This is a genomic window from Acinetobacter sp. WCHA55 (assembly GCF_002165305.2).
Taxonomy (GTDB): domain Bacteria; phylum Pseudomonadota; class Gammaproteobacteria; order Pseudomonadales; family Moraxellaceae; genus Acinetobacter.
Map to the genome: position 1 here is coordinate 1765657 of NZ_CP032286.1, position 25736 is coordinate 1791392.

A 25736-nucleotide genomic window follows, 5' to 3' on the forward strand; every position below is an offset into this window, starting at 1 on the left:
CTGGGAGCATATTGTCCAACAATATGCTCCATGAATTTGAAATATTCATGCCAATATAACTTCAGTTAGAAAAGAAAGAAAAATGCAATGGATCGCGCATGAAAACAGTTTCACTTCGCCAAGATCAAGGAATTCCTGGTGTCTATGGCTTATTGTTGTTAGATGTTGTGTCTCGTTGGGGCTATAACGCAGAGACCCTATTTTCCCCTTTTCAACTTACGAGTGAACAACTCGCGGAGCCTGACTTTCGCATCCCCGTTCATACTGCCAATGAACTTGTGAAGTTGGCCAGTCGTCTCACTGGTGAGCCCACGCTTGGCTACCATCTAGGCACGCAAATGCGTATTTCAATTCATGGCTTCATTGGCTACGCCATTATGACAACTCATGATATTGGCGAAGCCTTGGTACTCGCTAACCGTTTTATTCAACTGCGCATGCCTTTTTTGCAGCTTTTCTTTTCCACCTTTGGGGAAAAAGCGACTTTACAATTACGCTGTGATGTCGATATAGAGCCGTTGCGTACCGATATTGCGATCAGTATTATCTTTGGTATTGTTTCGATGAGTAAGGCACTCACTGGCATTGAAAATCTGGCTGGGGAAATTGATTTTGATTTTCCAGAACCTGAAGGCTTTGATCGCTATCGTGCAAAGCTGCCTAACCATAGTGTTCGCTTTGATCAACCACATCTACTTTTGAGTTTTGATAAGCATTATCTAGGCTTTAAAATGGTTAATGCTGACCCACTTGCAAGCCAAATAGCCATTAATCAATGTGAAGCTGAACTCTCAGCCATGGGCGAACGTCGAAGATTATCGATGCGTGTTCGTGACATTTTGACGCACTCAGAACAACACTATTTAAGCATCGAGCACGTAGCAGACCTCTTACACATGTCTGATCGTACACTGAAACGCCAATTGGCTGCTGAAAGCACGTCCTTTTCCACCATTGTGGATGAAGTACGTTACCGTCATGCCACATCACTTTTATCACGGACAGACTACAGCTTAGAACAAATTGCGGATGAACTGGGATATAGTGATGTGGCGAATTTTAGCCGAGCCTTTAAGCGTTGGAGTGGACGTAGCCCGAGCAATTGGCGTAAAGATCCGTATTTATAGATCTTTTGTTTTGGTAGAAAAGCATGTATAAATCATGCGAAAAATGATTTTTGTATTTTAAGGAGTTATTCATGAATCATCCTTCAGAATTGAAGTATGCAAGTACACATGAATGGGTGCGTATTGAAGGTGATCTTGTTGTAACTGGTATTTCAGACCATGCACAGGATGCTTTAGGCGATTTAGTCTATGTTGAAACACCAGAAGTTGGTCAACAAATCACTGCGGGCGAGCAAGCAGGTGTAGTTGAATCTGTAAAAACAGCTTCTGATATTCATGCACCTGTTTCTGGTACCGTGGTAGAAATCAATACCAATCTGGAAGATGATCCTGACTTCGTCAATGATGACCCTTATGGGAAAGGTTGGATTTATAAAATTAAACCAGATAATATCGCAGATGTAGAACAGCTCCTTTCAAGCACGGCCTATGAAGCAGGTCTATAAGGCTAGTATTCATATTTATAGCTCAAAAAATCAGTCTGCGGACTGATTTTTTACAACTATCGTCTTATTTTGATAAATTCACTCGATATTTACATATTCAACTCGCTTAAACACCAGCGTTTATTACTATAATTATACTTTTCACGTGCATTATCTTATAATTTGGTTATTCTAATATCACAGCCGTGACCTAGCTCCTGCATAAAATAATAGCAACAGCTCACGCCCTGTGGCCTCATCTTCGAACCAAAGGTTCTGCATGTCTGCTCTTAATTCATCATCGCTATGGAATAAATCTTTTATTCTTTGCTTAGCTAATAATCTGTTTTTGTTCATTTTTTATTTTTCGCAGACCTCAATCCTCCCAATCTATATTTTGAATGATTTGGGTGGAAACCTTGCACAAGCAGGCTTAGCCATGACCTTGTTCATGGCATCGTCTATTGCAGTTCGTCCTTTTAGCGGACTCATTATTGAAAAATTTGGCAATAAGAAAACGCTTTTTATCGCAGAAGCCCTATTTTGTTTGTTTTCCTTGGCCTATTTATTTGCCGATAATTTACAACTGTTGTTACTGATTCGTTTTCTGCAGGGCATTTGGTTCAGTATCGTCACCACAGTTGCCGTACCTATCGTTAATGAGTTTATTCCAGAAAAACGTAAAGGCGAAGGCATGGGCTATTTTGTCATGTCGATTAATCTAGGGATTGTACTTGGGCCATTCCTCGGTTTAACCTTGATCCAGTCTGTATCCTACCCACTGGTCGCAGGGATTTTGGCGTTTAGTGTCTGTCTCGGTTTCTTGTTTTGCTTCTTTATCCCAATTCAGCAGGCCACTCAAAAATTGACACCCGCCGTGAAACGCAAGCTCAGTATCCATGACTTTGTTGAAACCAAAGCCTTGAATATTTCAATTATGGGCATGATGGTTTCTTTTTCCTATGCCAGTATCATGTCGTTCATTTCAACTTATGCAGAGTCTAAACATCTGCTGAACTATGCGAGCCTATTTTTTATCGTCTTTGCAATTTCCATGATGAGTCTACGCCCTTTTACAGGCAAAGTTTATGACCGTCACGGTGCAAGTTATGTGATTTACCCAGCGATTATATTATTTAGCTTAGGGCTTGTGATTCTTAGTCAGATTCAATCTCTGACAGGTTTGCTAGTTGCAGCTGTATGTGTAGGCATGGGTTTTGGTTCTGCACAGCCTTGTCTGCAAACTTTAGCTATTCAAAGTGCAGAAAAGCAGCGGATTGGTCATGCAACCTCCACGTTCTTTACTATGTATGACTTAGGTATTGCTCTTGGGTCTGTATTGTTGGGTATACTCATTTCTAAGCAAGGTTATAGCTTCAGCTATATGTTCTGTGCACTGACGACCGTTTTAAGTTTATTTTTCTATGCCTTTATCGCGAATAGAAAGAAACCCGCTTAAAATACCAGTCCGTATGCGTATAGGAAAGAACATACGGACTCAGGAATTTAGGCGTCAGCCTTCTCCTCTTCAGCTTCTTTGTTCTTTTCAGCAACCGCTTGATCAAAAGACAAAGCACTATTTGAGTTTAACTGCGGGTTGGCACGACTACTCTTTAATTTAATCTGTAGGCGTAATTCATTGACCGAGTCCGCATTTCGTAGCGCTTCTTCATAAGAGATTGCACCTTGATTGTATAAATCAAACAAAGCTTGGTCGAAGGTCTGCATACCGAGCTCTCGTGATTTTGACATCACTTCTTTCAGTTCATGGAAATTCCCTTTAAGGATCAAGTCTGACATCAACGGCGTATTGAGCATGATTTCAACTGCTGCTCGGCGGCCACGTCCATCTTCAGTTCGTACCAAGCGCTGTGAAATAATCGCTTTCATATTGGAGGATAAGTCCATCAAAAGTTGATTGCGACGTTCATCTGGGAAAAAGTTAATAATACGATCTAAAGCCTGATTTGCATTATTGGCATGCAGTGTCCCAAGACATAAGTGGCCTGTTTCTGCAAAAGCTATAGCATGCTCCATAGTCTCCGTGTCACGAATCTCACCAATTAAAATGACATCGGGTGCTTGGCGCAGAGTATTTTTCAAAGCATTGTGCCAAGAGTGACAGTCCACACCTACTTCTCGATGAGTAATCATCGATTTCTTATGTTTGTGAACATACTCCACTGGGTCTTCAACTGTAATAATGTGCCCTGCCGAGTTCTCATTTCGATGATCAATCATCGCTGCCAAAGACGTAGATTTACCTGACCCTGTACCACCAACAACGAGTACTAAACCACGTTTTTCCATAATTACGTCTTTTAAAGACGTTGGAAGTTGTAATTTAGTGAAGTTAGGAATTTCCGCAGTAATCGTACGAATCACCATACCTACATGCAGTTGCTGCTGAAAAACATTGACACGAAAACGCGAAACATTGGGAACGCTAATTGCAAAATTACACTCAAGCTCGGTTTCGAACTCTAATCGTTGCTTCTCATTCATTAAACTATAAGCAAAGAGTTTGGTCTGATCAGATGGCAAGTTTTGTTGACCGAGCGGCTTCATGAGGCCCTGATGCTTAATACTTGGCGGAAAGTCTGCAGATATAAATAAGTCTGAACCACCATACTCAACCACTTTGCTAAGCATGTGAAACATCATCCGACGGGCTTCTTCTAAAAGTTCTGCAGAATACATAGTGTTCTCTAAAAATTAGTGCAAATAGCTGACTTAAAAAGCATTTCTTTTATTCAAAATACAATCTTTTATCGTGTTCTTTCAGGTTACTGATTTTGCATAAGTTTATGCTCTAGCTCAACCTAATTTATGGTTTACTAAATAACTTTTGCTTAATTTTCAATTTACTATCTTCATTTATTGAACTGTATCACAAAAAAAGACCTTTCAATGAAAGGTCTTTTCTGCTGAACTTATTAAGCACTACGTTGAATGGCATGGCAGCGTAATGTATCAGCAATCTCTAAGAGGACTTGCTCGGTTTTTTCCCAACCTAAACAGCCATCGGTAACAGACTGACCATAGATCATGTCATCTGAAATTTTCTGATTGCCATCAACCAAATGACTTTCAAGCATGACCCCACACACTTTGCTTTGCTTGCGTTCCGCAACAATGCTACGCAGTACATCGGGTTGATTGAGTGGATTTTTACTACTATTGCCATGGCTACAGTCAATAACCAAAGCGGGTAATCCACCTTGGACTTTATCTTGTATACGGCGAATATCTGCTAAGGCATAGTTAGGCCCTGAGTTCGCACCACGTAAAATCAAGTGCGGCTTTGGATTTCCTTGAGACTGAAGCATACATGCCATGCCTTGCTGCCCAATTCCCATGAACTGGTGCGGGTTTGATGCAGACTGAATCGCATCCAATGCAATTTGAATTGAACCATCTGTGCCATTTTTGAAACCAATGCTGAACGGCATATGACTCGAAATTTCACGGTGAATCTGCGACTCACTGGTACGTGCTCCAATAGCTCCCCATGCCAACAGATCATCGAAATAAGCAGTCGCCACCGGGCTTAAAATTTCTGTAGCAATTGGTAAGCCCATTTCAATAATAGCTAAATACAATGCTCGAGACTGCTCTAATCCCAACTGCATATTGGAAGATCCATCGAGTAGAGGATCGTATAAAAAACCTTTCCAACCCACTGTTGTCCGTGGTTTTTCAATATAAGCTCGCATTACGAAGAAAATCTGATCTGAAACTTTGGTTTGTAGTTGTTTTAATTTTTCAGCATATTCTAAAACCGCAATAGGGTCATGAATGGAACACGGGCCAGTAATGACCATTAAACGAGGGTCTTTGCCCTCTAATATATTTTGAATGGTTTGACGCTGTTCAGCAATTTGTAATTTTAATGGTGCTAAAAGTGGTAACTGTGCTTTGAGTTGCTGTGGCAAACTTAAAAGTGTTTCTTGAGCTGTCGTTTGAGTACTTTGTAGTGCAGTATTTAGAACATTCATTGGTTTGTATCCTTTGGACTGTAGTCTTCAGTCCGATCTTTTATTTGAGCGTTATGGGTCTAATGGATTGCTGGGCTAAAGTCATAAATTGACTAAAGTAAAACCAATAAAAGTTGCTAAAGTATGAATAGTTAGTTGTTTTCATGAAGTACTCCAAAATTTATTAAAACAGCAGATATAAAAAAACCTGATCAGGGTTGCCGATCAGGTATTAACTAGGTGGGCAACCTTTTTGATGCCCGAACGCATTCAGGCAATTATCTAAATTGCCAAAAGTAATAAGTTGCGTTAGAGGTTACAGGTTGCTTTAACATTTTTATATCTTCAAAAATATGTCATCTGAAATTTAAAATACGCTGATTTTTTTGCTTTTACAACACTTTTTTATGCAAAAATTCAGTTCTATATCATTTAAGCTACTATCTTCACTTTTAACTGAATGGCCTAATCATATTTGAGCTCATGAGAATAGCTGCAATATAAAGCCAAGCCTAGTGAAGCTTTAGTAATTGTATTTCCGCCTGCTGAGCACAAACAGGCGGACTAAACAAATAGCCTTGCCCAATATGACAGCCCATATCTCTTAAAAGCTGCAATTGTGTTTCGGTTTCAATCCCTTCGGCAACGATATCCATTGATAAAATCGGGCCGAGTTTGGCTAAGCCTTCGACAATGGCATAAATCGATTTATCATCACTTAAGCGCTGTACAAAAGAGCAGTCAACTTTAATAATATCAACTGGATAGTCGCGCAAATGAGTAAGAGAAGAATGCCCCGTACCAAAATCATCCAGCGCTATTCGTACACCATTTGCTTTGAGTTTTTTAAGGGCGCGAACAACATATTCATAGCCGCGTTCAGCCAAATGATATTCAGTAACCTCAATTTCAACAAATTTCGAGGGTATACGGTAGGCTTTGAGACGTTTTAAAAAGATCTCAGCAAAATTATCACGCATAAACTCAACAGGTGCTGCATTTATTGAAATAGGTACAATCTGTAAGCCTTTTGCACGCCATTCAGTAATCTGCTTGAAAACCTGATGCTGCATAATCTCACCAATACGGCTGGATAACTCATAATCATTAAAAGCTGCTGCAATTCGTGCAGGGCTTTGAATGTTATTTTGATCATCACGCCAGCGCAATAGCGCTTCATAACCAATAATTCTTTCTGAATCTAAACACACTTTTGGCTGGAAGAAAGCCTCAATTGCAACATTACGAATAATTTGGTGCGCACAATTCAGTTGTTCAGATTGTTCCCGTACTGCATTAAACATATCCTGATCAAACATGCGCATACCACCACGGCCTTGTGCTTTAACATCATTAAGTGCTGTGTCGGCACATTTGAGTAACTCACTGAGGTCATTGGCATCATCTGGATATAGACCACATCCAATGCTCATGCCACCATTAATGTAATTACCCGAAAAAGTAATGGGAAATTCAAGTTGTTGCAAAATCTGCTGGGCAATCTGATTGAGTTCGCCTATATCCTGCACATGCGGAATAATTACCCCAAATTCGTCCCCACCAAGGCGTGCTAAGAAAGCTCGCCCTTCTAGAATTTGTTTTAAACGTTTCGATAGAATCCTTAACAAGTGATCGCCTGCGGCATAACCCAGTGTGTCATTGATGGTTTTAAAGTGATCTAAGTCCATCAGCATGACGGCTAACTTCTGCTTTTTGTCACGTGCATTGTTATACAGTTTTCTGATTTTTTCTTTAAACGCACGTCGGTTATTCAAACCCGTTAACTCATCACGTTCACTGCCTTGTTTTAATTTTTGTTCGGCCAAATATTGCAGTGTGATATCACGTGATACACATAAAATACTCTGGGTCTTTCCATTAATATCCAGTACAGGAGTCAGAACATTATCCCAATAATAAACTTTTCCGTCTGATAAACTCATGCCATTAAAATGGGAAATTTGGCCTTGGCTCGCACTATACAATGCTTTTTTGGCTTTTTTACGCACCGCAGGAGGCAAAAGCTCGACCCATGACATACCAAAGTCTTTAACATCGGCACTTCCCAACAACATGACACATGCAGACTTATTCATATGCGTGACGGTACTATCTGGTTCAACCACAATAATGCAGTCTACACTGGCATTTAACATATCCGAATGAGCACGTAATAACGCCAAAGACTCGATATAAATTTTCATACCCTGATGAATATCAGTGCAACTCAATTGGAATCCAGCCGTAGAAGGGTCTATCTCACCTTGGACTAAGAACCAGTGATACTGGCCCTGATGATTACGAATCCGGCAGGTTTTTTCAAATGTGTACTCAATTATGATCGGTTGATGTAAAAATTCATCTAATGCTGACACATCTTCTGGGTGAATGTATTCGATTAAATTGAAACGATCTGCGGATAAATCCATCCCCCCGACATACTGACGTAAGGGTAAATTTAAGTATTTGCAGTTATCATTATGAATGAAAAAAAGTTGAGGAATAATATCAATCAGATGGTGGTCTTTTTTAGAAGTAGAACTCTTCCCTACCTTTTGATCATAGGCAATATTATTAGATTTAATTTTAGGCTGTGAATGGGTTCGAGACATAATAATTATCTGCAACTTAAACTCGCTGGTTTAGTCCATAACCAGACATATTGTTTAAAAAAGAAATCAAGCAAAGTCATGAAAAAAAAATGAAAAACAAAAAAAATATAAGTATGACGACAGTGCATGATTACCATCACAATATGCATCATATACAACTTATATAAGCGTATACCAATGAAAATTTGCAACTATTACACAATTCAGACAAATAACTGATCGCTGTTTTCAATAGCAAATGAGCATTCATTTAAGCGACACTACAAAGTCAAAAAAAATTCATTAAAAATCCAATAATAACAATATATTATTTTAAATAAAGACCGACAATACACATAATAATTAAATTTATTCTATTTACATAAAGACGCCATTCATAGGAGTTTTATGACCTACTTTTGTGCAAAAAAAGCAGAAGCCTCATTAATAAATATTATCCAATCAGGCTTCTGATCAAGTAAATAGTTATGAGCTATGATTTAAATATTTTTTTCTTCAATAAACTCAAATTATGTTTCAGAAAAGACTGTGTAGAGTTACTCTTTTCATAACATTCATTTGGCAGTGAGTATTTAGCTAACTTCACCCAAACAGATGAAAACTGTTTGATAAAGCTCGCTTCATTATAATGAATTCCATACTCTGCACACAGTGCTTTAATTTTGGGTGCGACTTGTGCGTAGCGATTGGCTGGCATGTCTGGAAAAAGATGATGTTCGATTTGATGACTTAAGTTCCCGCTTAAGATATGTAAGCCCTGTGTCCCACTAAAATTACTTGAGCCTCGAATTTGACGCAAATACCACTCGGCCCGTGTTTCATTGTCGATATTGTCCATTTCAAAGTTTTCAGCGTCTTCGGTAAAGTGACCATTAAAAATCACCGCGGATGCCCATAAACTACGAATGACATTGGCAACCGCATTTCCTGCAAAGACTGGCAGTGCATTTGGCCCTGCAATGATGGGAAAAAATACATAGTCTTTAATCACTTGGCGTTTCATTTTCTGTCTAAAATCATATGACTCTACCCAAACTTCGCGCCAAGTTTTTGTTTTATAGGCCACCACATCCTCTATATGCAGATTTTGTATACCAACATACCACTCAAAAAATACCATCAACTGTGCAGCTAAAGGTAGATTCAGCAAAAAGCGAGGTTCCCAGACCTGTGCATCGCTCACACGGACTAAGCCATAGCCGACATCATGGTCCATACCCACAATATTAGTGTAGGTATGGTGGATATAATTATGCGTATGTTTCCAATCGGGGCCCGTGGCCATAGTATCCCAGTCATAATTTGCCCCATTGAGACTCGGGTCATTCAACCAATCAAACTGTCCATGCATGACATTATGCCCAAGCTCCATATTTTCTACGATTTTAGATACCCCCAATAAACCAGTGCCCAAAAGCCATACTGGAGGTAGCCATCCTGCAAACATGAGCATTGCACGTGCGCTTATTTCGCTATAGCGCACAAAATCTCGGATTTTGTAAATATATTCAGCATCTTTTTCATTGAGGCTTTCCATCACTTCACGGCGGATCGCTTCAACCTTTGAGCCAAACTCTTCGATTTGTGTAGGACTTAAATATTTGGATTTACTGCTTTCATTAAAATATACGGGAAGATTCATATCTATACCTTCTTAAAGGTTGATTACAACAGGACTAACCGCCTGTGAAATACATAACTTAATTTGTGTGTTATTGTTTTGATCAAGCTCGCCTGTGAGCAGATTCCGCACTACACCCTGAACTTTGGTACATGAACAAGTATTACAAATGCCCATACGACAGCCATGTGCGGGACGTAAACCCGCCTGTTCTGCACTGTCTAATAAATTGCTTTTGGCCTTAAACTGTTGTTGCGAACGTTGAAACGTGACCAATTGAGCGCTTTGGGCGTGATCGACAACAATTTGAAAGTATTCGGTATGCAGATACTCAACCAAGTCTAAAGCCTGATAAATTTCTGTCAGACTTTGCATCATATTGGCAGCACCACAGGCATAGCATTCGCGGTGTTCAAAACCTTCAACCTTTTGGTTAAGTAAGTCTTGGCTCAGATGTTGTTTATGAGTCAGTGTATTAATATGGTGATATTTAAACTGCGGATAATGTTCCGCTAAAAGTTGTAGTTCTGCATGTAAAGCATCATCCCGTGTAAAGTAAATGAGATCGATACTGGAAACTGTTTGTGGGCGTTTTAATGCTGCATTGATCAATGCGTAAATTGCAGTAATACCACTCCCAGAGGCAATCATGAGTGCAGAGTGAGGCTGTGTTTTTAAAACAAATTCGCCCTGCGTTTGGGAAATTTCAACTATACTTTTTACAGGCTGTTGAGTGAGTGCATTTGAGACTTTGCCCTGTTGTTTGACAGCAATCACAAGATTGCCATTTTCTAAAATCTCGACAATTGAATAACTGCGCTGCCAACGTACACCAGCAATGAGCACCGTCACTAAGATACTTTGCCCTGCTTGATAGTCAGGTGTTTTAAAATGATGATTTGGCTGTAACTGCATGTACACGAAGTCATCTGACAAATGATGCTTTGTAACAATCCGTGCTTTGGCTTTTTTCCATGCCCATAGCGGATTGACTTTTTCAGCCAGAAAATCGAGAAAATCCTCACGTACCCATTCAGGACGGTATTCAACATGCTTTTCCATAGTCACCCTCTGCTTTAGTTTATTTTTATACAAGTGTGCATTATTGAGCCATCAAGATAAGATAAGAACCTATTTTCGACTATGTCATAAAAGGACAAAATCTAACAAATTGACATTTTTTATCATTTTTGTCTAACAACATGAACAGTTTTGCCAATTCACTTTTCTTCTAATCAAAAACAAAAAACCAAGCCGCAGCTTGGTTTTTTTAAACATATTACAGCGAATTAATCTTCAAAATGAATCACTGTACGGATTGATTTTCCATCATGCATTAAGTCAAAGGCTTCATTGATTTTATCAAGACCCATGGTATGTGTAACAAATGGGGCCAAACGAATGTCACCAGCCATTGCTTCTTCAACCATGCCTGGCAATTGTGAACGACCTTTTACGCCACCAAAAGCCGTCCCTTTCCAGGTGCGACCAGTAACCAGTTGGAATGGGCGCGTTGAAATTTCCTGACCTGCACCCGCCACGCCAATAATCACCGACTGGCCCCAACCACGGTGTGCACATTCAAGTGCTGAACGCATGACATTGGTGTTACCAATACATTCAAATGAGTGATCAACCCCCCATCCCGTCATTTCAACGATGACTTCCTGTACAGGACGGTCATAATCTTTTGGGTTTACAAAATCAGTTGCCCCGAATTCTGCTGCTAATTTATATTTGTCAGGGTTCGTATCAACCGCAATAATACGGCTGGCTTTGGCTTTTTTTGCACCTTGCACAACAGCGAGGCCAATACCACCTAAACCAAAGACTGCAACGGTATCTCCCTCTTGTACTTTGGCTGTATTTTTGACTGCACCTAAACCAGTAGTTACTCCACAACCCAATAAACACACATGTTCAGGGTTAGCATCTGAATTGATTTTAGCCAAAGACACTTCTGCTACAACGGTATATTCAGAAAAAGTTGAGCAGCCCATGTAGTGATAAATTGGTTGCCCATTATAAGAAAAACGCGTTGTGCCATCTGGCATCAGACCTTTACCTTGCGTCGCACGGACTGCAACACATAGATTGGTCTTGCCTGACTGACAGAATAAGCATTCGCCGCACTCAGCCGTATACAGTGGAATAACATGATCACCTGGCTGAACGCTGGTTACGCCTTCACCGACCTGAACTACGATACCCGCACCTTCATGGCCTAAAACGGCTGGAAAAACACCTTCAGGATCATCTCCAGATAAAGTAAATGCGTCGGTATGGCATACACCTGTATGAGTAATCTTGACTAAAACTTCACCTTTTTGCGGTGGAGCAACATCAATTTCTACAATCTCCAGAGGTTGTCCAGGTCCAAAGGCAACAGCTGCACGTGATTTCATTTTTGCTATCCTTAACAGGTCTTTAACAGATGCGCTACAGTAACCGCTTTTTATTCTCTGTTTCAACCTATAACATGTGAAATATATAACGTATAAAAATTAGGTCTTTAAAATAAATATGCGGATACCAACTCATTGTCGACCGATGATTTTACTGAGCACCGCTTTGACACTGGCGGGATGTCAACTCGCCCCCAATCAAGCTAAGCCTTCAGACCCTGTAGAGATATATGCAGAGCATTGGCTCAATGGTCAAGATGCATCGGCACAGCAAAAACAGGGTCTTACGGCCTATTTAGCTCTAGACGAAGCGTTTATGAGCATTGCCTCGCGCCTGCACTTGATACGAGAGGCCAAGCACAGTCTAGATGTCCAATACTATATTTGGGGAGATGACTTTATAGGCCATATGATGTTGCATGAACTGTTAAATGCTGCGGATCGTGGTGTAAAAGTACGCTTATTGATTGATGACCAAAACGGTACTGCACTTGATGAAACTTTCAAAAAGCTGGCAGCTCATCCCAACTTTGAAATCAAATTGTTTAATCCTTATAAATACCGTCATTTACGTGTGATTGATTATGCTTTCCGCTTTAATCACATTAACCATCGTATGCATAACAAGCTCATCATTGCTGATGGTGCAATTGCGGTAACAGGTGGTCGTAACATCAGCAGTGAATACTTCGATGCCAGTGAAAAATTCCAATTTACTGATTTGGACATTTTGTTTTACGGGCAAGCGGTAGAGCATGCTAACAGCGTATTTTTAAATTTCTGGAATGATGATCTCAGTTATCCAATTCCCCAATTAGTGGGTCGTGGGACAAAAGAAGAACTTGCTCAATTAAGACAGCACTATGAGGCAGATGCCTTAAATAAAAATGTGATTGAACAGAAAATTGATTTGGCTCGTATACAAGTTGATTCAGATCTAACCAAACATCCTGTTAACTGGGCAAAGGCTCATTTCATTGCCGATTCTCCCAATAAAATTCGTGGTGAAGCAAAGCCTGATGAAATCATTGTCAAGCAAATGTTTGATTTGATGGGCAAACCTGAAAAGCATATGGAGTTGGTCTCCGCATATTTTGTTCCAACCACAGCAGGTGCCGACTATCTCTCCAATTTGGCAAAAAAAGGAACTCGAGTTCGAGTCTTAACCAATTCGTTATTGGCTAATGATGTTGCCATTGTGCATGCATTTTATAAAAAATATCGCCGTAGTTTGCTCGAAAATGGCGTCAAATTGTATGAGTTTAAACCGTATATCGAACGAGAGAAATACACATGGTATGAAGTGGCAACTGGTCATGTGATTCCAGCTAAAGGTCGAAGTTCCTCACGGCTCCATGCAAAATTTTTTGATATAGATGGAAAAGTCTTTGTCGGTTCGTTTAACTTTGACCCACGTTCAGCCCATTTGAATACAGAAGTGGGCTTGGTGGTGGAGTCAGATCAATTGCAAAATGCAATCTCACATAAGTTAGATGAATTTCTCCCGCATATTGCATATGAGTTAAAACTCAACCCTCAAGGTGATATCATTTGGTTTGAACATCAAAAAGATGGGAGTGTCATTAAACATCAAACAGAACCCGAAACCACAAAATTTCAGCGTTTTATGATGAAAGCGGTATCATACCTACCAATTGAATGGATGATGTAATTACAGATGAATGACATTATCCATATTCTCTAATGTATGATAGCTTTCTGTTTAGGCTGAGTTGTTTTGTTTTAGGCTCAGCTCGGAAGTATTTTATCTGTTGCTATTTTTTTAATAAACGCCGTTAAATATAAGACTCGAACAGAATAATTTTATCTCATACCTAAATTCACTCAAAGGCTTGAAAAGTTTTACTCAGTACACACTTTGATTTAACATGCAGCCCTCCTTTTTTATCTCTCCCTTATAAAGTTTAGTAATGCAATTTTTTGATTTAAGTCGTCAGTTTAATCTCAGCAATATTTTAACACCATACAAAACACTAGAAGATCTTGCCCAACAAGAATGGTTTCTAAGTAAAGTGCGTGTTGAACATGACTGCTTGATTGACAATGACATGGTTGAAGGACAAGCCGTTTTAAAATCCAATCAAAATATCCAAATTGAACTAGAGTGGCAAATCCAAGATACAGGTCATGAACTTTTGGTTCAGTTTAAAGGAATCGAAACAGCTGTAAGCAAAGAGACTTTTGTTTTGGTGAAAGGGGCTCAATTGATCGATGAATCGCAACAGCCACTTTCGGCAGGTGCACTCAGCCTATGGATTGATGGAACATTATTTCCTATGCTGCCACAACTACGTAAACAAATTAAAGCACGGCTTAATCTCTGGGACTATGTTGAGTACGACGACTAAAGCAGGCCAACCATCTAGGAATGGCTGGAACATTCAGTCATGTGAATAATCCAGATAGTTATCTAAAGTAAGCCTATTTCAGAAAATAAGTTGTAATAAGCCTCAGCTTTTTTCTCTAAAGCCAAAGGATAGGCACGAGAAGAAGATGGCATCCGATAAAGCCTCAAGTCTCGCCCAGCAAAATGTGTCTCAGACTGCATGCCAATTTGTGGTTTTAACGTAGCTGCAGGCATAGACAGCATGAGCGTATCAGTAGCTTTATCACCAGTCGTCATCACACTATGACAATCAGGCATTTGTTCAAGTAAATGTTGTATATTGGTTGGGGTAATAATCTGCAAAAACTTATCTGAAGCATTGCCTTTTTGACGGATCACTTCATAGGCTGTATCAAAAATTGCAATGCCCCGTTCATTTAAAAATGTACGAATTTGTTGTTCTTTAAATGTCTTCTGTTCGATATTGAGAAAATAATTTTTATCTTGGAAAAAACACAGGCCAAATATTTTCCACATATCATTCTGATAGTTTGGATAGTAAAAGTCCATTTTCCAGCGAGTCTGAGGTGGTGGAAAGCTACCCAGCATCAATAATTTGGCATTAGATGGGAGGAACGGCTTAAGTGGATGTTTTTCAATTTCAACTGAATGTGTCATAAGCGATAGAAAATTTATCTTTACCACATTTTAAAAAGATTGGCGTATTTTTTCAGCCACTTGTTTACCCCAATACTGATAAATTTCTCTGCTGGGATGAAAACCGTCTTCGGCCATATCTAAGTTCAAAGCCAAAAACTTTTTTAAATCGTACTCAATCCAATCCATCTGTTTTTGCTGTGCGACAAATTGACTTAATTCTAAGTTCATCGCTTTGGCATATTGACCAAACAACCATGCAAGTGGGTTTGGAAGTGCTGGAAACTGATCCATAGGAGGTACGCTCGAAGCAAGCGTTAATTGCGGACTAAATTTATGTTTGAGTATTTGATAAAGTTGCTTCTGTTTTGCGATCCAAGCCACTGGCGAAGTGAATTTTGTAATGTCATTTACGCCGACAGAAGTAATGATGACATCAAAATGCTGTGTTTCAAGCGTTTGGATGGACTGAATGACCTGATCTGTAGTGAAGCCCGTCGTTGCATGTAAATAGAATTGAATACTAAACTCAGATGATAGCTCTCTTAAGATTGAACCCAATAACGCATCATCTTGAACATTTACACCGACACCAGCCGCCGCTGAATCCCCCAAAATGAGCAAGGAAAGCGACTTACCCACGCCCATTTGTCCAATGCGCGCACCTTCAGGTTCGTCCAATTTTGGTGTATTTTTTTTGACAGCATAGCCCTGAAAAAGAATGACTGGAATCAAAGCCAAAGTATAAATTTTTAATCGCATATTCAGTGACTGAGTCTAAGCTAGCTGAGAGATGAAAATAGTATACGTTGAATTGTATCGGTACACAGAATTAAATATTCTTCAGAAACATTGCTGCAAGTTAATAATGAAAACCACATTAAATCATAGTCCTACAAGAATTAATGTTGTTATAGTCATTGTAAGTCTTTTTTTAACTACTTTTCTAAGTGGCAAATATAATCTACAACTTCACTTGCCATCATACTAAAGCGGCTGTTGGCAGGAACATCAAAACTTTCACCTGCATGATACAGCCTCATTTCAGTGTGTAGTCCAACTCTAACTTGGCATTGACCTGAAACAATTTCAATATGCTCTGCGACATGCGTTTCAAAAGTCAGCGGTTGATCTGTAGGCAAAATAACCCCTAGAGTCTTTTGTGAACCATCTTCACATTGAATAACATGACTGATTGAGCGCCCACCAAAATGAACATTAGGCTTTTTTCTAACTGAAACAAAGTCGAATTGTGCGGACATCTTGATCACCTTTTTTCTTCAATACTACCTCGATTTTATGACCAACTCGTGAATTCATTCAAATGGTCATCTGGAAATAGCAGTTCGTGTTTAGAAGGCTTGGATATTGAAAAAATAAAAGGCTGATTTACAGCCTTTTATTTCAATCATTAACCCAATTTATTGACCAATTTGAGCGGTAAAACTTTCATCGCCAAACCCAGTGGTAACCAAGGCCATTTAGGCACATAGGCTTTTACAGGCGCTTTTTCAATTTCTGCTGCCAAGAGTCGTGACCCTGTTTTTTCATCCACTTCAAAAGGTAGTGGTTTTGCACCCTCATTGATTTCTGTACGAATATAGCCAGGGAAGATTGTGGTGACTTTGATTGGGGTATTGAGCAGTTCTGCACGAATACCTTCGGCCAAATGTGCAACACCCGCTTTACTTGCACCGTAGGCTGTCAAATGTTTCGGCATACCGCGGACTGCACTCATAGAAGATATCACAACCAAATGCCCTGCATTTTGCTCACGGAAAATTTCGACTGCGGCTTCACACTGTGCTAGAGCTGAAATAAAGTTGGTTTCAACCGTGGCTTTATTAATCGCAAAACTGCCTTTACCAATTCGACGGCCATCTCCAATTCCAGCATTCACAATCACACGGTCTAAATGGCCAAATTCTTGTTTAAATGCACGAAAGACTTCAAACACTTGATCGTAATTGGTCACATCTAAAACTTTAGGGATGACTTTTATACCGTATTTGCTCTCAAGTTCCTGCTTTAAACTTTCAAGGCGATCTAAGCGTCGTGCACAAATTGCCAAGTTATAGCCTTTTTGTGCAAATTCACGCGCCATACCTGCACCTATGCCAGAACTTGCCCCTGTGATTAAAATTGTTTTAGCCATGTCTTAATCCTGTCCTTAGATCCATGTCAGTAAGTTTGAGTTTTCGGCTTTAATGAAATGATGTTCATTGAGACTTAAAAGTTGCGGTTCATTGCCCACCAGTCGTAATGTAGTCATGCTGCTGTTGGCAATGGCCCAATTAAGTGCAAAGGTTTTATTTGGACTTAAACCTAAGAGCTTACCTGCAACCACTGAAATTACACCACCTGAAGTAAACACCACAGCATAACGAGGTTTACTTTGAGCCAGTTCATCACACAAACTCTGTAAAGCAAGTTCAATTCGACTTTTAAATGAAGGCCATGACTCATCGTATTCATGGTGATAGTCGCCACCTGTCCAGCGTTCAATTGCCCCTTCAAATATCTTGGCCAAATATTCACGTGGGTTCGACTCTTTAGCTACATCGGCTTTTAGTAAATGTGGCTCGTTAAAACGCGGTTCGTAATGAGCAAAGACTTGCTGATGATTGAACTCATTCCATGCTGAATCTGTTAAGACATCCACTTCAGGAAAACATTCAGCCAAAGAAATACATGCCGTTTGCTGATGTCGCTTCATAGAGCCTGACACCACCACAGGCGCTTCTTTTAAGATCTGATCAAAATATTGACCTAAAATTTTGGCTTGGAGTTCACCATTGGGAGAGAGTTGATCATAACTTTCTGCACCAAAAGATGCTTGCCCGTGGCGAATGAAATAAATAGTGGTCATTTGCCTAATATTTCCTTCATTTTAACAATGTATTTTTGAGCAACTTCATTGGCTTCAATTTTTTGTAAACCAATCAATTTAAGTGCGCGAATATGGAGAGCATGAATTAAAATCCAAAAATCTTTGAAGGCAGGGTTATTCGTCTGTTTATGGTGATAGCGATAATAAATTTGTTGGGCAATCACGGCTAAACGGAAAATGCCAAAGACCTCATAAAAAGTCCAATTTTCTACTTCTAAACCCGTTTGTTCTAAATAATAATCGACCACTTCTTTACGTGTGAACATGCCTTTTAGATTTGTCGGTTGACGACGTGTCGCTTTAAAAAGTGCACTATCCGACTCTTCAACCCAATATGCCAAAGCAGACCCCAAGTCCATGAGTGGATCACCAAGCGTTGCCATTTCCCAATCTAAAACACCAATAATTTGTGTCGGATGATTCGGATCTAAAATGATATTATCAAAACGCCAATCGTTATGAATCACACAAGTTTTTGAGTCTGCTGGAATGTTATCTTTCAGCCATTTCCGCACATATTTAAATGAAGGGACGTTAATGGTTTTGGCTTTTTCAAAACGAGCGTCCCAACCTTCCACTTGACGACGACAATATCCATCACCTTTGCCAAGGTTCTCAAGTTCTGTACCTTGGTAGGGAACTTGATGAAGTTCGATTAGTTTATCAATCACATTGATACACAACTCGCGAACTTGGGCTTCTTTAAAATCTAACTCTTTCGGTAAATTGGCTCGTGGAATAATGCCTTCTACACGTTTCATCACGTAGAAGTCGCAGCCAAGAACAGATTCGTCCTGACACAATGCGACCATTTCGGGAAGTACAGGATAAAAAGGACTTAAGTTCTTTTGTACATGATATTCACGTGCCATGTCATGTGCAGATTTGGCTTTGGTACCTTTAGGTGGGCGACGTAGAATTAGATCGACATTGTCGTATTTCAACCGATACGTCCAGTTAGATGCCCCGCCAGAGTATTGCGTGACTTCAACCTGCCCTTGTAGATCGACACCTTGTGCTTTAAGCCAATTTTCCACAGCTACAGCATCCAGTTCTTCACCTGCTCGAACTGTTCCACCTACATCAATCGCTGACATTCTTTTTTCCCAAACTATCAATCTTTTCTTTATAATTTAGAAGATCATCTATTCTTATTTCAACACGATGAATCAAAGAGATGATCTTCTCCTCTATTATTTTTTACGACGTGTACTATAGCCGCGTTTTGCCAGTTCTAATTTTGCAATCATACCTTTATGCACTTCGTCCGGTCCATCAGCTAGACGTAGTGAACGTGCTTGAGCGAAGAAACCTGTCAAAGGCGTATCACGCGACACACCTGCTCCGCCGTGAATTTGAATCGCCATATCAACCACTTTTTCAAGCACACTTGGCGCAACGACTTTAATCGCAGAGATTTCGGTTAACGCTGCCATATTCCCTAAAGTATCCATTTTATACGCAGCATACAAGGTTAATAAACGTGCTTGATCAATTGCAACACGTGCATCAGCTACACGCTCTAGGTTCCCACCTAATTTTAAAATTTCTTTGCCAAATGCAGTACGACTCATACCACGATCGATCATCAACTCTAAAGATTTTTCCGCAGCACCAATACAGCGCATACAGTGATGAATACGCCCCGGGCCTAAACGACCTTGGGCAATTTCAAAACCTTGACCTGCGCCACCAATAAAATTGGAAATAGGTACACGAACATTACTAAAGCTAATTTCGCCGTGACCATGCGGTGCATCGTAGTCACCAAAGACTGGTAACATTCGCTCTATTTTGACTCCAGCCGTTTCAACAGGCACTAAAACCATCGAGTGTTGATGATGGCGATCTTTGGTTTCATCTGGTGTATGCGCCATAAAAATAATAATTTTGGCGTTGGGGTCACCTAAGCCTGATGACCACCATTTACGGCCATTTAACACAATTTCATCGCCTTCGATCACGGCTGTTGCTTGCATATTGGTCGCATCGGATGAAGCAACAGCTGGTTCTGTCATGCAGAAAACAGAGCGAATTTTTCCATCTAAAAGCTGCTTAAGCCACTCTTGCTTTTGAGCTTCAGAGCCATAACGCCATAATACTTCCATATTGCCACTGTCAGGCGCATTACAGTTAAACACGGTCGGCGCAAGGAGGCTCCGACCTGTAAGTTCTGCAATATGAGCATACTCTTGAACTGATAGACCTTGGCCCAATTCAGGACAAGGCAAAAACATATTCCATAAACCCGCAGCTTTTGCTTTGGCTTTTAGCATTTCAAGTTGTGCGGGCCACTGCCATTTGGTCCAGTCGCCACCTTGGTTCAGTTCATGTACCTCATGCCAAAAGTCAGTTTCGATAGGTTCAATTTCATTTTGAATAAATTGTTTGGTACGTTCTACATAATCTTGAGCACGTGCTGAGAGTTCAAACATGGCTACTTCCTTCGATCGATCTATTTTGATATTTTCGCTTTACATCAACATAACCTGAAAACTAATATGAACAAAATGATTTTATTTTATAGATCAGCATGAACAGTATTCATAGTAAGTCACTCATTGATATAGGGCTTTTTCATCGCATCGATATCAATTTATACCCGCTTTTTATTGCGATTTATGAGCAAAAAAATATTTCAAAAGCAGCCCAAATCTTGTCGATTACGCAGTCTGCTGCCAGTCATGCCTTGCAGCGCCTACGTAGCCATTTAAAAGATGATTTATTTGTTCGCTCTGGCAGCCAAATGCTTCCAACGCCTTTTGCTGAGCAAAATTACCTGATTATTAAAAATGCTTTAATAGCAATACAAAGTATTTCTATGCAACAGCAAAGCTTCGATCCAAACATGGTTCATAGTCTAAAAATTGCGATTCATGATGAAATCGAACCGATTGTTTTTCCAAAGTTAGTCGCTCACTTTCAGAAACTTGGACTAAGTATTCAGTTCATGAGTAGCAAGCTTGACCGTAAAACGGTAGATGCTGATTTAGTTTCTCAACAAATCGATTTTGTGATTGATTTGGAACAAAACTTTGGCGATAAAATTCAATTTGAGAGCTTGGTCAAAGACCAGTTTGTGGCTTGTACTCAGCTCCAGCAAATCAATGCTGAATTGTATTTTGCTTCACCGCATATTGGTGTATCTTCGCGGCGTACTGGTGTTTTGGTTGAAGATGTTCATTTAAATCGTAAGCAACTGTCTAGGCAGATTTTTTTACGTTGTCAGCACTATTCCACTGCGCTACAAATTTTAGAGCAATATCCAAATGCAATTTTAACAATTCCTCAAAATATTTTGAGCCATTTGCATGTTTCCCCTCTGCTCAATATTTTTGATGTTCCTGTAAAACTGCCGCAAATGAATATTGGGATTTATTGGCATAAAAATTTAATGGAAAATAAAAGACATCATTTTTTGAGGGGCGAAATTTATAAAATTTTTGCTTAGGCTATTTTGTGTGAATGGCATTATTGCACAAAGCTATTCTTAAATGCTTCTTCATCAATATAATTTCCAGATGAAGAATCCTGCACCTAAAATCTATCGTACAACGAATTGTTTCTCTTATAACCAAGCTCTAATCAAGCGAGAAAATATTTCAATTTGGTTCGATCCTCAGACTAAATGGTATGCTCAGACACAAGCTAAGCATGGAAGAAATCAAACCTATTCTGATACAGCAATTCAGTGCTGCTTAATGATTAAATCCTTATTCCGTCTGTCTTTACGTATGGTCACTGGCTTTGTGCAAAGCCTCATTAAGCTATGTGGTTTAGATTGGACAGCTCCGAATATCAGTGATATTCGTATTCCACACTTTGCCGACGACAAAAGTAGATTGATATTGCGATCAGCTATCAAAAAAGTCATGAAGGATTACATCTATTGATAGACTCAACTGGCCTTAAGTTTTTAGGCGATAAACTCAGTGCAAGGAGTTTTGACAGTCAGGTCAATGAAGTCCATGCACGTGTAACTGTATTAAATAAATACACAGAATTGGGCCGACTTCATACCCAAGTTGTCACTTAAATTTGAGCAACTTAGAAAAGCTCTATCTTTAAAATCTTTATGCAACAAAGCCTTGTTTAATTAAACATCTATTCTATTATGAAAAGTAAACACTTGAGATCACTCAAAGAATTTAAATAGTGTATCTGCCATACAATGTCTTTTTGATATTTATATTTTCCATTGCTCTCCTCTATGTTTGATCACCTGCCCAATTGCTGGCTTATCGGTCTTGGCTTCGTCCTTTGTCTGATAATGGTATTTATTTTCTATAAAATACAAAATGCCCTTAGCCAATTCCTCCATCCTTTTAAAAAAGGTAAAACTTATTGGTGCCGAATTACGGCGATAAGTGATGGTGATACGCTGACATGTTATCGCTTTAACTTTCGACGCTCTGAAACCAAATTACGCTTTGCCTATATTGATGCGCCTGAATCCAAACGCTTAATCAAAAAAATGGTTTATCGAAAAGTGGTTCGTGTTCGTATTACAGACATTGACCGTTATGGTCGCTGTGTAGGTGAAATCTACCGTTTTCGGAAAAGTATGAATGAGGAGATGGTCAAACGTGGTGCAGCATGGGTCTATGAGGACTATATTAAGGATAAAAAGCATTTGAAACATATGAATGCTTTACAAAGCCATGCGAAAAAGCACAAGAAAGGATTATGGCGCGGGACTCGCCCTATTCGCCCGAGTGACTACCGCAAACTGAAGAAGTAGTCGATCTGTAAAGACCAAGTCTAAAAAGCCGCTCCATATAAAGCGGCTTTTTCATTGATTATTTGAAGACCTTAAAGCGTACAGCATCATCCACGAAGCCTTTTTCTTTGGCTTCCCCCTCAACCGAGCCGAAGACCAGTTGTGCACGCAGTTTCCAACTTTCAGGCACCTCCCACTCAGCATGGACTTCTTCATCCACAATTGGATTGTAATGCTGTAAAGATGCACCTAGACCCAAGGTATGTAACGCAGTCCACGTTGCAAATTGCGCTATTGCAGTTGAATGCTCTGCCCAAATAGGAAAGTTCTCAGCATAAGATGGAAATTGCTCTTGTAAGCTCTGAATGACATCCAGATCTTCAAAAAATAAAACTGTTCCCACACCTGCTGCAAAACTGGCCATTTTTGCCGTTGTTTTAGCCGCGCTTTCCTCATCTTTAGCATAAGACTTCAGTTTTTCAGCCACAAAAGTCCAGAACTTTTCATGTTCCGCATTAAATAAAATTACCGCCCGAGATGACTGTGAATTGAATGATGATGGGCTTTGTTTAATAGCTGTTTGAATCAAATCAGTTAAAAATTCAGGGCTGTGCTCGACTTTTTTACCAATGGCATAAATGGTACGACGCTTTGTGATTAATTCGATGAACTGATTTGACATATTATAAAATCCTTACGGTTATACGATGACTGGTGACTCAATGTACCAAGCAATATTAATTCCAATATTTGACCAAATAATAAAATTTAGTGCTTTAGATGCAGTTTAAAGACTTTCTAGTACTCACAAATACATAATTTTGCTATCGATATAAAAAATCCTCCGTTTGGAGGATTTTTTGAATGATTTAAAATTTGGCTTCTAAGACTTGAGTTGGAATTTTATTTTTCCATAAATCGCGAAGAATAGGTAAATAGAACTTTTCACCCAGTTCAACCAATTCTGCATCGATCAATGCATGAATCTCATGCATAAATAAATAATCGAGTTCAACTGTTTTCAACTGTTGCTGTGCTTTTGCAAAGTCTTTGCGCTTTTGTTGTGCACGTTTCACCAAAGCATCTGCAAAATCTTTATCTTTAAACTGTTTGATTGCGTTTAAACGTAACTCAATCACGCCCCAACCACTCAATAACAGTTTGAAAAGTTCAAAGTCAGCCGTGGTTGATTCCCATGTCATTTCTTCAAGATTTTCATTTTCAGGTAAAACAGGAAGCAATAACTCCATAACACTTGGGAAAATCTTTTTGAAATTTAAAACAAATTTAACAGGATGCTCACCCGGATAATCATTAAATTGCACGTTTTTCTGAACATCTGTCAAATAAATATCAAGCATGGTAACTCATCAGCAGTTTATCTTTAGTCGACTATTGTACCGACTTCGCCCAAAGATAAAAACCGCTGATGTTCATTTGCTCTTTAGTTGAGCATCTGGCTCAAGGGCTATTTTACATTTGGGGAAATCATTTGCTCTGGACGTACCACTTCATCAAACTGTTCAGCCGTGACTAAGTTCAACTCTACAGCCACCTGTTTTAACGTTTTCCCTTCTTTATAGGCCGTTTTGGCAACTTTCGCTGCATTTTCATAGCCAATCACTGGGTTTAAAGCCGTAACTAACATCAATGAATCATGTAAGAAGTGATCAATTTTTTCGCGGTTTGGCTCAATACCCACTGCACAGTGATCATTGAAGCTATTACATGCGTCACCCAGAAGCTGAATCGACTGCAACAAATTAAACGCAATCACTGGCATGAATACATTCAGTTCAAAGTTACCCGATGCACCCGCAACATTAATCGTGGTGTCATTACCTAAGACTTGAGCCACCACCATAGTCATCGCTTCACTTTGAGTTGGGTTCACTTTCCCCGGCATAATACTTGAGCCTGGTTCATTTTCTGGAATACGTAACTCGCCAAAACCACAACGTGGGCCACTTGCCAACCAGCGAATGTCATTGGCAATTTTGTTCAAGCTTACCGCAAGCGTTTTTAGTGCACCTGAGGCAAACACTGCTGCATCACGTCCAGCCAATGCTTCAAATTTATTTGGTGCAGTCACAAAAGGTAGTCCAGTCAACCGCGCCAGTTGCTCCGCTGATTTTTCTGCATAATCAGGATGAGCATTCAGTCCTGTTCCTACAGCTGTTCCACCTAAAGGTAGTTCATACAACCCTGAAAGTGCTTGTTGTAAACGCTTTAAGCCGTGATCAAGCTGAGAAACATAACCGCTAAATTCTTGGCCTAAGGTTAAGGGTGTTGCATCTTGTAAATGAGTTCGGCCAATTTTGACGATGTCTGAAAATGCTTGAGATTTTGCCTCTAAAGTGTCTCGAAGCTGCGTCACCGCAGGAATCAGTAATTCATTGATCTGAATACTTGCTGCGACATGAATCGCCGTTGGAAACGAGTCATTGGTCGACTGAGCACGGTTCACGTGATCGTTCGGGTGTACAGGTTTTTGTGCGCCTAAAGGATTGCCAAGTTTCTGATTGGCGATATTGGCAATCACTTCATTACAATTCATGTTGCTTTGTGTGCCTGAACCAGTTTGCCATACCACCAAAGGAAACTGACTATCCCACTGCCCTGCAATCACTTCATCTGCAGCACCGAAGATGTATTGCGCCAATTCTTGTGGAATTTGGTTGAGCTCTGCATTGGTCTGTGCTGCTGCTTTTTTCACTAAGCCCATGGCACGAATCATTGGACGTGGTAAACGTTCACTGCCAATTTTAAAGTTTTGCAAACTACGCTGAGTTTGTGCACCCCAAAGTGCTTCGCTCGGTACTTCAACTTCGCCCATTGTGTCGTGTTCAATACGTGTTTGCATTTTAACCTCTTCCTTTTTAAGTGAATTGCAAAATGATTATTTTGCGCTTGTTTTCCTTATCTTAATGATTAAGCAAAAATATGTAAATGATA

Annotated in this window: 24 protein-coding genes and 1 pseudogene; 9 read left to right on the forward strand and 16 right to left on the reverse strand. The window is 39.8% G+C overall.

All coding sequences use genetic code 11. The features are described 5' to 3' along the window. Nucleotides 1-98 precede the first annotated feature (98 nt). The 3 genes from CDG62_RS11375 (at nt 99) to CDG62_RS11385 (ending at nt 3011) form a co-directional block, all read left to right on the forward strand. Nucleotides 99-1127 (forward strand): AraC family transcriptional regulator, encoded by a 1029-nt coding sequence (locus CDG62_RS11375; RefSeq protein WP_087528086.1) that lies wholly within the window; start codon nt 99-101, stop codon nt 1125-1127. A 71-nt stretch (nt 1128-1198) separates the two neighbouring features. Then, nucleotides 1199-1573: a glycine cleavage system protein GcvH gene (gcvH, locus tag CDG62_RS11380; protein WP_087528085.1), complete on the forward strand. Its 375-nt coding sequence runs from the start codon at nt 1199-1201 to the stop codon at nt 1571-1573. Nucleotides 1574-1832: 259 nt separating this feature from the next. Further along, nucleotides 1833-3011: an MFS transporter gene (locus tag CDG62_RS11385; RefSeq protein ID WP_087528084.1), complete on the forward strand. Its 1179-nt coding sequence runs from the start codon at nt 1833-1835 to the stop codon at nt 3009-3011. A 47-nt stretch (nt 3012-3058) separates the two neighbouring features. Here CDG62_RS11385 and CDG62_RS11390 read toward each other — a convergent pair whose 3' ends face one another. Together CDG62_RS11390 and CDG62_RS11395 are read right to left on the reverse strand one after the other, a co-directional pair. Continuing rightward, nucleotides 3059-4252 carry a PilT/PilU family type 4a pilus ATPase gene (locus tag CDG62_RS11390; protein WP_087528083.1) on the reverse strand — a complete coding sequence of 398 codons (1194 nt, stop codon included), beginning with the start codon at nt 4250-4252 and terminating at the stop codon, nt 3059-3061. A gap of 236 nt (nt 4253-4488) precedes the next feature. Then, the gene (locus CDG62_RS11395) at nt 4489-5550 is read right to left on the reverse strand and encodes a 3-deoxy-7-phosphoheptulonate synthase (protein WP_087528082.1); all 1062 of its coding nucleotides are present in this window, start codon (nt 5548-5550) and stop codon (nt 4489-4491) included. On the opposite strand from CDG62_RS11395, the gene CDG62_RS19825 reads away from it, so the two are divergent. After that, nucleotides 5529-5642 carry a hypothetical protein gene (locus tag CDG62_RS19825; RefSeq protein WP_157843581.1) on the forward strand — a complete coding sequence of 38 codons (114 nt, stop codon included), beginning with the start codon at nt 5529-5531 and terminating at the stop codon, nt 5640-5642. The two genes, CDG62_RS11395 and CDG62_RS19825, sit on opposite strands and share 22 nt — an antisense overlap. Nucleotides 5643-6041: 399 nt before the next feature. Here CDG62_RS19825 and CDG62_RS11400 read toward each other — a convergent pair whose 3' ends face one another. From CDG62_RS11400 to CDG62_RS11415, 4 genes are all read right to left on the reverse strand, one after another. After that, nucleotides 6042-8141 carry an EAL domain-containing protein gene (locus CDG62_RS11400; RefSeq protein ID WP_087528081.1) on the reverse strand — a complete coding sequence of 700 codons (2100 nt, stop codon included), beginning with the start codon at nt 8139-8141 and terminating at the stop codon, nt 6042-6044. 472 nt (nt 8142-8613) lie between these two features. Next, nucleotides 8614-9783, reverse strand: coding sequence for a fatty acid desaturase family protein (locus CDG62_RS11405; RefSeq protein WP_087528080.1), 1170 nt, complete (start codon nt 9781-9783; stop codon nt 8614-8616). A gap of 12 nt (nt 9784-9795) precedes the next feature. After that, nucleotides 9796-10824, reverse strand: a complete 1029-nt coding sequence (locus CDG62_RS11410; RefSeq protein ID WP_087528079.1) for a flavin reductase family protein — start codon at nt 10822-10824, stop codon at nt 9796-9798. A 227-nt stretch (nt 10825-11051) separates the two neighbouring features. Next, nucleotides 11052-12167, reverse strand: a complete 1116-nt coding sequence (locus CDG62_RS11415; protein ID WP_087528078.1) for an S-(hydroxymethyl)glutathione dehydrogenase/class III alcohol dehydrogenase — start codon at nt 12165-12167, stop codon at nt 11052-11054. A 118-nt stretch (nt 12168-12285) separates the two neighbouring features. Here CDG62_RS11415 and CDG62_RS11420 point away from each other — a divergent pair, with 118 nt between their 5' ends. Both CDG62_RS11420 and CDG62_RS11425 read left to right on the forward strand, forming a co-directional pair. Further along, nucleotides 12286-13839 (forward strand): phospholipase D family protein, encoded by a 1554-nt coding sequence (locus tag CDG62_RS11420; RefSeq protein ID WP_087528077.1) that lies wholly within the window; start codon nt 12286-12288, stop codon nt 13837-13839. Nucleotides 13840-14098: 259 nt separating this feature from the next. Continuing rightward, nucleotides 14099-14536: a hypothetical protein gene (locus CDG62_RS11425; RefSeq protein WP_087528076.1), complete on the forward strand. Its 438-nt coding sequence runs from the start codon at nt 14099-14101 to the stop codon at nt 14534-14536. A 62-nt stretch (nt 14537-14598) separates the two neighbouring features. On the opposite strand, the gene CDG62_RS11430 is transcribed toward CDG62_RS11425, so the two are convergent. The 7 genes from CDG62_RS11430 to CDG62_RS11460 all read right to left on the reverse strand — a co-directional run bounded on the left by CDG62_RS11430 (nt 14599) and on the right by CDG62_RS11460 (nt 20496). Continuing rightward, nucleotides 14599-15192, reverse strand: coding sequence for a uracil-DNA glycosylase family protein (locus tag CDG62_RS11430; RefSeq protein WP_087528075.1), 594 nt, complete (start codon nt 15190-15192; stop codon nt 14599-14601). Between the two features lie 30 nt (nt 15193-15222). Continuing rightward, a complete protein-coding gene (locus CDG62_RS11435) occupies nt 15223-15933 on the reverse strand; it encodes an SGNH/GDSL hydrolase family protein (RefSeq protein ID WP_087528074.1) in 711 nt (236 codons plus the stop codon). Nucleotides 15934-16109: 176 nt separating this feature from the next. Next, on the reverse strand, nt 16110-16433 hold the full coding sequence (locus tag CDG62_RS11440; RefSeq protein WP_087528073.1) for a pyrimidine/purine nucleoside phosphorylase: 324 nt from the start codon (nt 16431-16433) through the stop codon (nt 16110-16112). 149 nt (nt 16434-16582) lie between these two features. Continuing rightward, complete coding sequence (locus CDG62_RS11445; protein ID WP_087528072.1) at nt 16583-17326, reverse strand: SDR family oxidoreductase; 744 nt, start codon at nt 17324-17326, stop codon at nt 16583-16585. 15 nt (nt 17327-17341) lie between these two features. After that, nucleotides 17342-18040, reverse strand: a complete 699-nt coding sequence (locus tag CDG62_RS11450; protein ID WP_087528071.1) for a histidine phosphatase family protein — start codon at nt 18038-18040, stop codon at nt 17342-17344. Next, nucleotides 18037-19158 carry a phosphotransferase family protein gene (locus CDG62_RS11455; RefSeq protein ID WP_087528070.1) on the reverse strand — a complete coding sequence of 374 codons (1122 nt, stop codon included), beginning with the start codon at nt 19156-19158 and terminating at the stop codon, nt 18037-18039. The genes CDG62_RS11450 and CDG62_RS11455 overlap by 4 nt, the downstream gene beginning before the upstream one ends. 96 nt (nt 19159-19254) lie before the next feature. After that, a complete protein-coding gene (locus tag CDG62_RS11460; protein WP_087528069.1) occupies nt 19255-20496 on the reverse strand; it encodes an acyl-CoA dehydrogenase family protein in 1242 nt (413 codons plus the stop codon). A gap of 98 nt (nt 20497-20594) precedes the next feature. Here CDG62_RS11460 and CDG62_RS11465 point away from each other — a divergent pair, with 98 nt between their 5' ends. The 3 genes and pseudogenes from CDG62_RS11465 (at nt 20595) to CDG62_RS11475 (ending at nt 22802) form a co-directional block, all read left to right on the forward strand. Beyond that, a complete protein-coding gene (locus CDG62_RS11465) occupies nt 20595-21512 on the forward strand; it encodes a LysR family transcriptional regulator (protein ID WP_087528068.1) in 918 nt (305 codons plus the stop codon). Nucleotides 21513-21582: 70 nt separating this feature from the next. After that, nucleotides 21583-21986: pseudogene (locus tag CDG62_RS11470) on the forward strand (transposase); the annotation flags it as partial. A gap of 285 nt (nt 21987-22271) precedes the next feature. Next, nucleotides 22272-22802 carry a thermonuclease family protein gene (locus CDG62_RS11475; RefSeq protein WP_087528067.1) on the forward strand — a complete coding sequence of 177 codons (531 nt, stop codon included), beginning with the start codon at nt 22272-22274 and terminating at the stop codon, nt 22800-22802. Between the two features lie 58 nt (nt 22803-22860). Here CDG62_RS11475 and CDG62_RS11480 read toward each other — a convergent pair whose 3' ends face one another. The 3 genes from CDG62_RS11480 to fumC form a co-directional block, all read right to left on the reverse strand. Then, nucleotides 22861-23463 (reverse strand): nitroreductase family protein, encoded by a 603-nt coding sequence (locus tag CDG62_RS11480; RefSeq protein WP_087528066.1) that lies wholly within the window; start codon nt 23461-23463, stop codon nt 22861-22863. Nucleotides 23464-23650: 187 nt separating this feature from the next. After that, a complete protein-coding gene (locus CDG62_RS11485) occupies nt 23651-24142 on the reverse strand; it encodes a hypothetical protein (RefSeq protein ID WP_087528065.1) in 492 nt (163 codons plus the stop codon). Between the two features lie 107 nt (nt 24143-24249). Then, nucleotides 24250-25644 (reverse strand): class II fumarate hydratase, encoded by a 1395-nt coding sequence (gene fumC / locus CDG62_RS11490; protein WP_087528064.1) that lies wholly within the window; start codon nt 25642-25644, stop codon nt 24250-24252. Nucleotides 25645-25736: the final 92 nt, after the last annotated feature.

Coding starts and splice junctions, on each gene's coding strand:
- CDG62_RS11375 (WP_087528086.1), top strand. CDS start 99: ATGAAAACAGTTTCACTTCGCCAAGATCAAGGAATTCCTGGTGTCTAT.
- gcvH (WP_087528085.1), top strand. CDS start 1,199: ATGAATCATCCTTCAGAATTGAAGTATGCAAGTACACATGAATGGGTG.
- CDG62_RS11385 (WP_087528084.1), top strand. CDS start 1,833: ATGTCTGCTCTTAATTCATCATCGCTATGGAATAAATCTTTTATTCTT.
- CDG62_RS11390 (WP_087528083.1), bottom strand. CDS start 4,252: ATGTATTCTGCAGAACTTTTAGAAGAAGCCCGTCGGATGATGTTTCAC.
- CDG62_RS11395 (WP_087528082.1), bottom strand. CDS start 5,550: ATGAATGTTCTAAATACTGCACTACAAAGTACTCAAACGACAGCTCAA.
- CDG62_RS11400 (WP_087528081.1), bottom strand. CDS start 8,141: ATGTCTCGAACCCATTCACAGCCTAAAATTAAATCTAATAATATTGCC.
- CDG62_RS11405 (WP_087528080.1), bottom strand. CDS start 9,783: ATGAATCTTCCCGTATATTTTAATGAAAGCAGTAAATCCAAATATTTA.
- CDG62_RS11410 (WP_087528079.1), bottom strand. CDS start 10,824: ATGGAAAAGCATGTTGAATACCGTCCTGAATGGGTACGTGAGGATTTT.
- CDG62_RS11415 (WP_087528078.1), bottom strand. CDS start 12,167: ATGAAATCACGTGCAGCTGTTGCCTTTGGACCTGGACAACCTCTGGAG.
- CDG62_RS11420 (WP_087528077.1), top strand. CDS start 12,286: ATGCGGATACCAACTCATTGTCGACCGATGATTTTACTGAGCACCGCT.
- CDG62_RS11425 (WP_087528076.1), top strand. CDS start 14,099: ATGCAATTTTTTGATTTAAGTCGTCAGTTTAATCTCAGCAATATTTTA.
- CDG62_RS11430 (WP_087528075.1), bottom strand. CDS start 15,192: ATGACACATTCAGTTGAAATTGAAAAACATCCACTTAAGCCGTTCCTC.
- CDG62_RS11435 (WP_087528074.1), bottom strand. CDS start 15,933: ATGCGATTAAAAATTTATACTTTGGCTTTGATTCCAGTCATTCTTTTT.
- CDG62_RS11440 (WP_087528073.1), bottom strand. CDS start 16,433: ATGTCCGCACAATTCGACTTTGTTTCAGTTAGAAAAAAGCCTAATGTT.
- CDG62_RS11445 (WP_087528072.1), bottom strand. CDS start 17,326: ATGGCTAAAACAATTTTAATCACAGGGGCAAGTTCTGGCATAGGTGCA.
- CDG62_RS11450 (WP_087528071.1), bottom strand. CDS start 18,040: ATGACCACTATTTATTTCATTCGCCACGGGCAAGCATCTTTTGGTGCA.
- CDG62_RS11455 (WP_087528070.1), bottom strand. CDS start 19,158: ATGTCAGCGATTGATGTAGGTGGAACAGTTCGAGCAGGTGAAGAACTG.
- CDG62_RS11460 (WP_087528069.1), bottom strand. CDS start 20,496: ATGTTTGAACTCTCAGCACGTGCTCAAGATTATGTAGAACGTACCAAA.
- CDG62_RS11465 (WP_087528068.1), top strand. CDS start 20,595: ATGAACAGTATTCATAGTAAGTCACTCATTGATATAGGGCTTTTTCAT.
- CDG62_RS11475 (WP_087528067.1), top strand. CDS start 22,272: ATGTTTGATCACCTGCCCAATTGCTGGCTTATCGGTCTTGGCTTCGTC.
- CDG62_RS11480 (WP_087528066.1), bottom strand. CDS start 23,463: ATGTCAAATCAGTTCATCGAATTAATCACAAAGCGTCGTACCATTTAT.
- CDG62_RS11485 (WP_087528065.1), bottom strand. CDS start 24,142: ATGCTTGATATTTATTTGACAGATGTTCAGAAAAACGTGCAATTTAAT.
- fumC (WP_087528064.1), bottom strand. CDS start 25,644: ATGCAAACACGTATTGAACACGACACAATGGGCGAAGTTGAAGTACCG.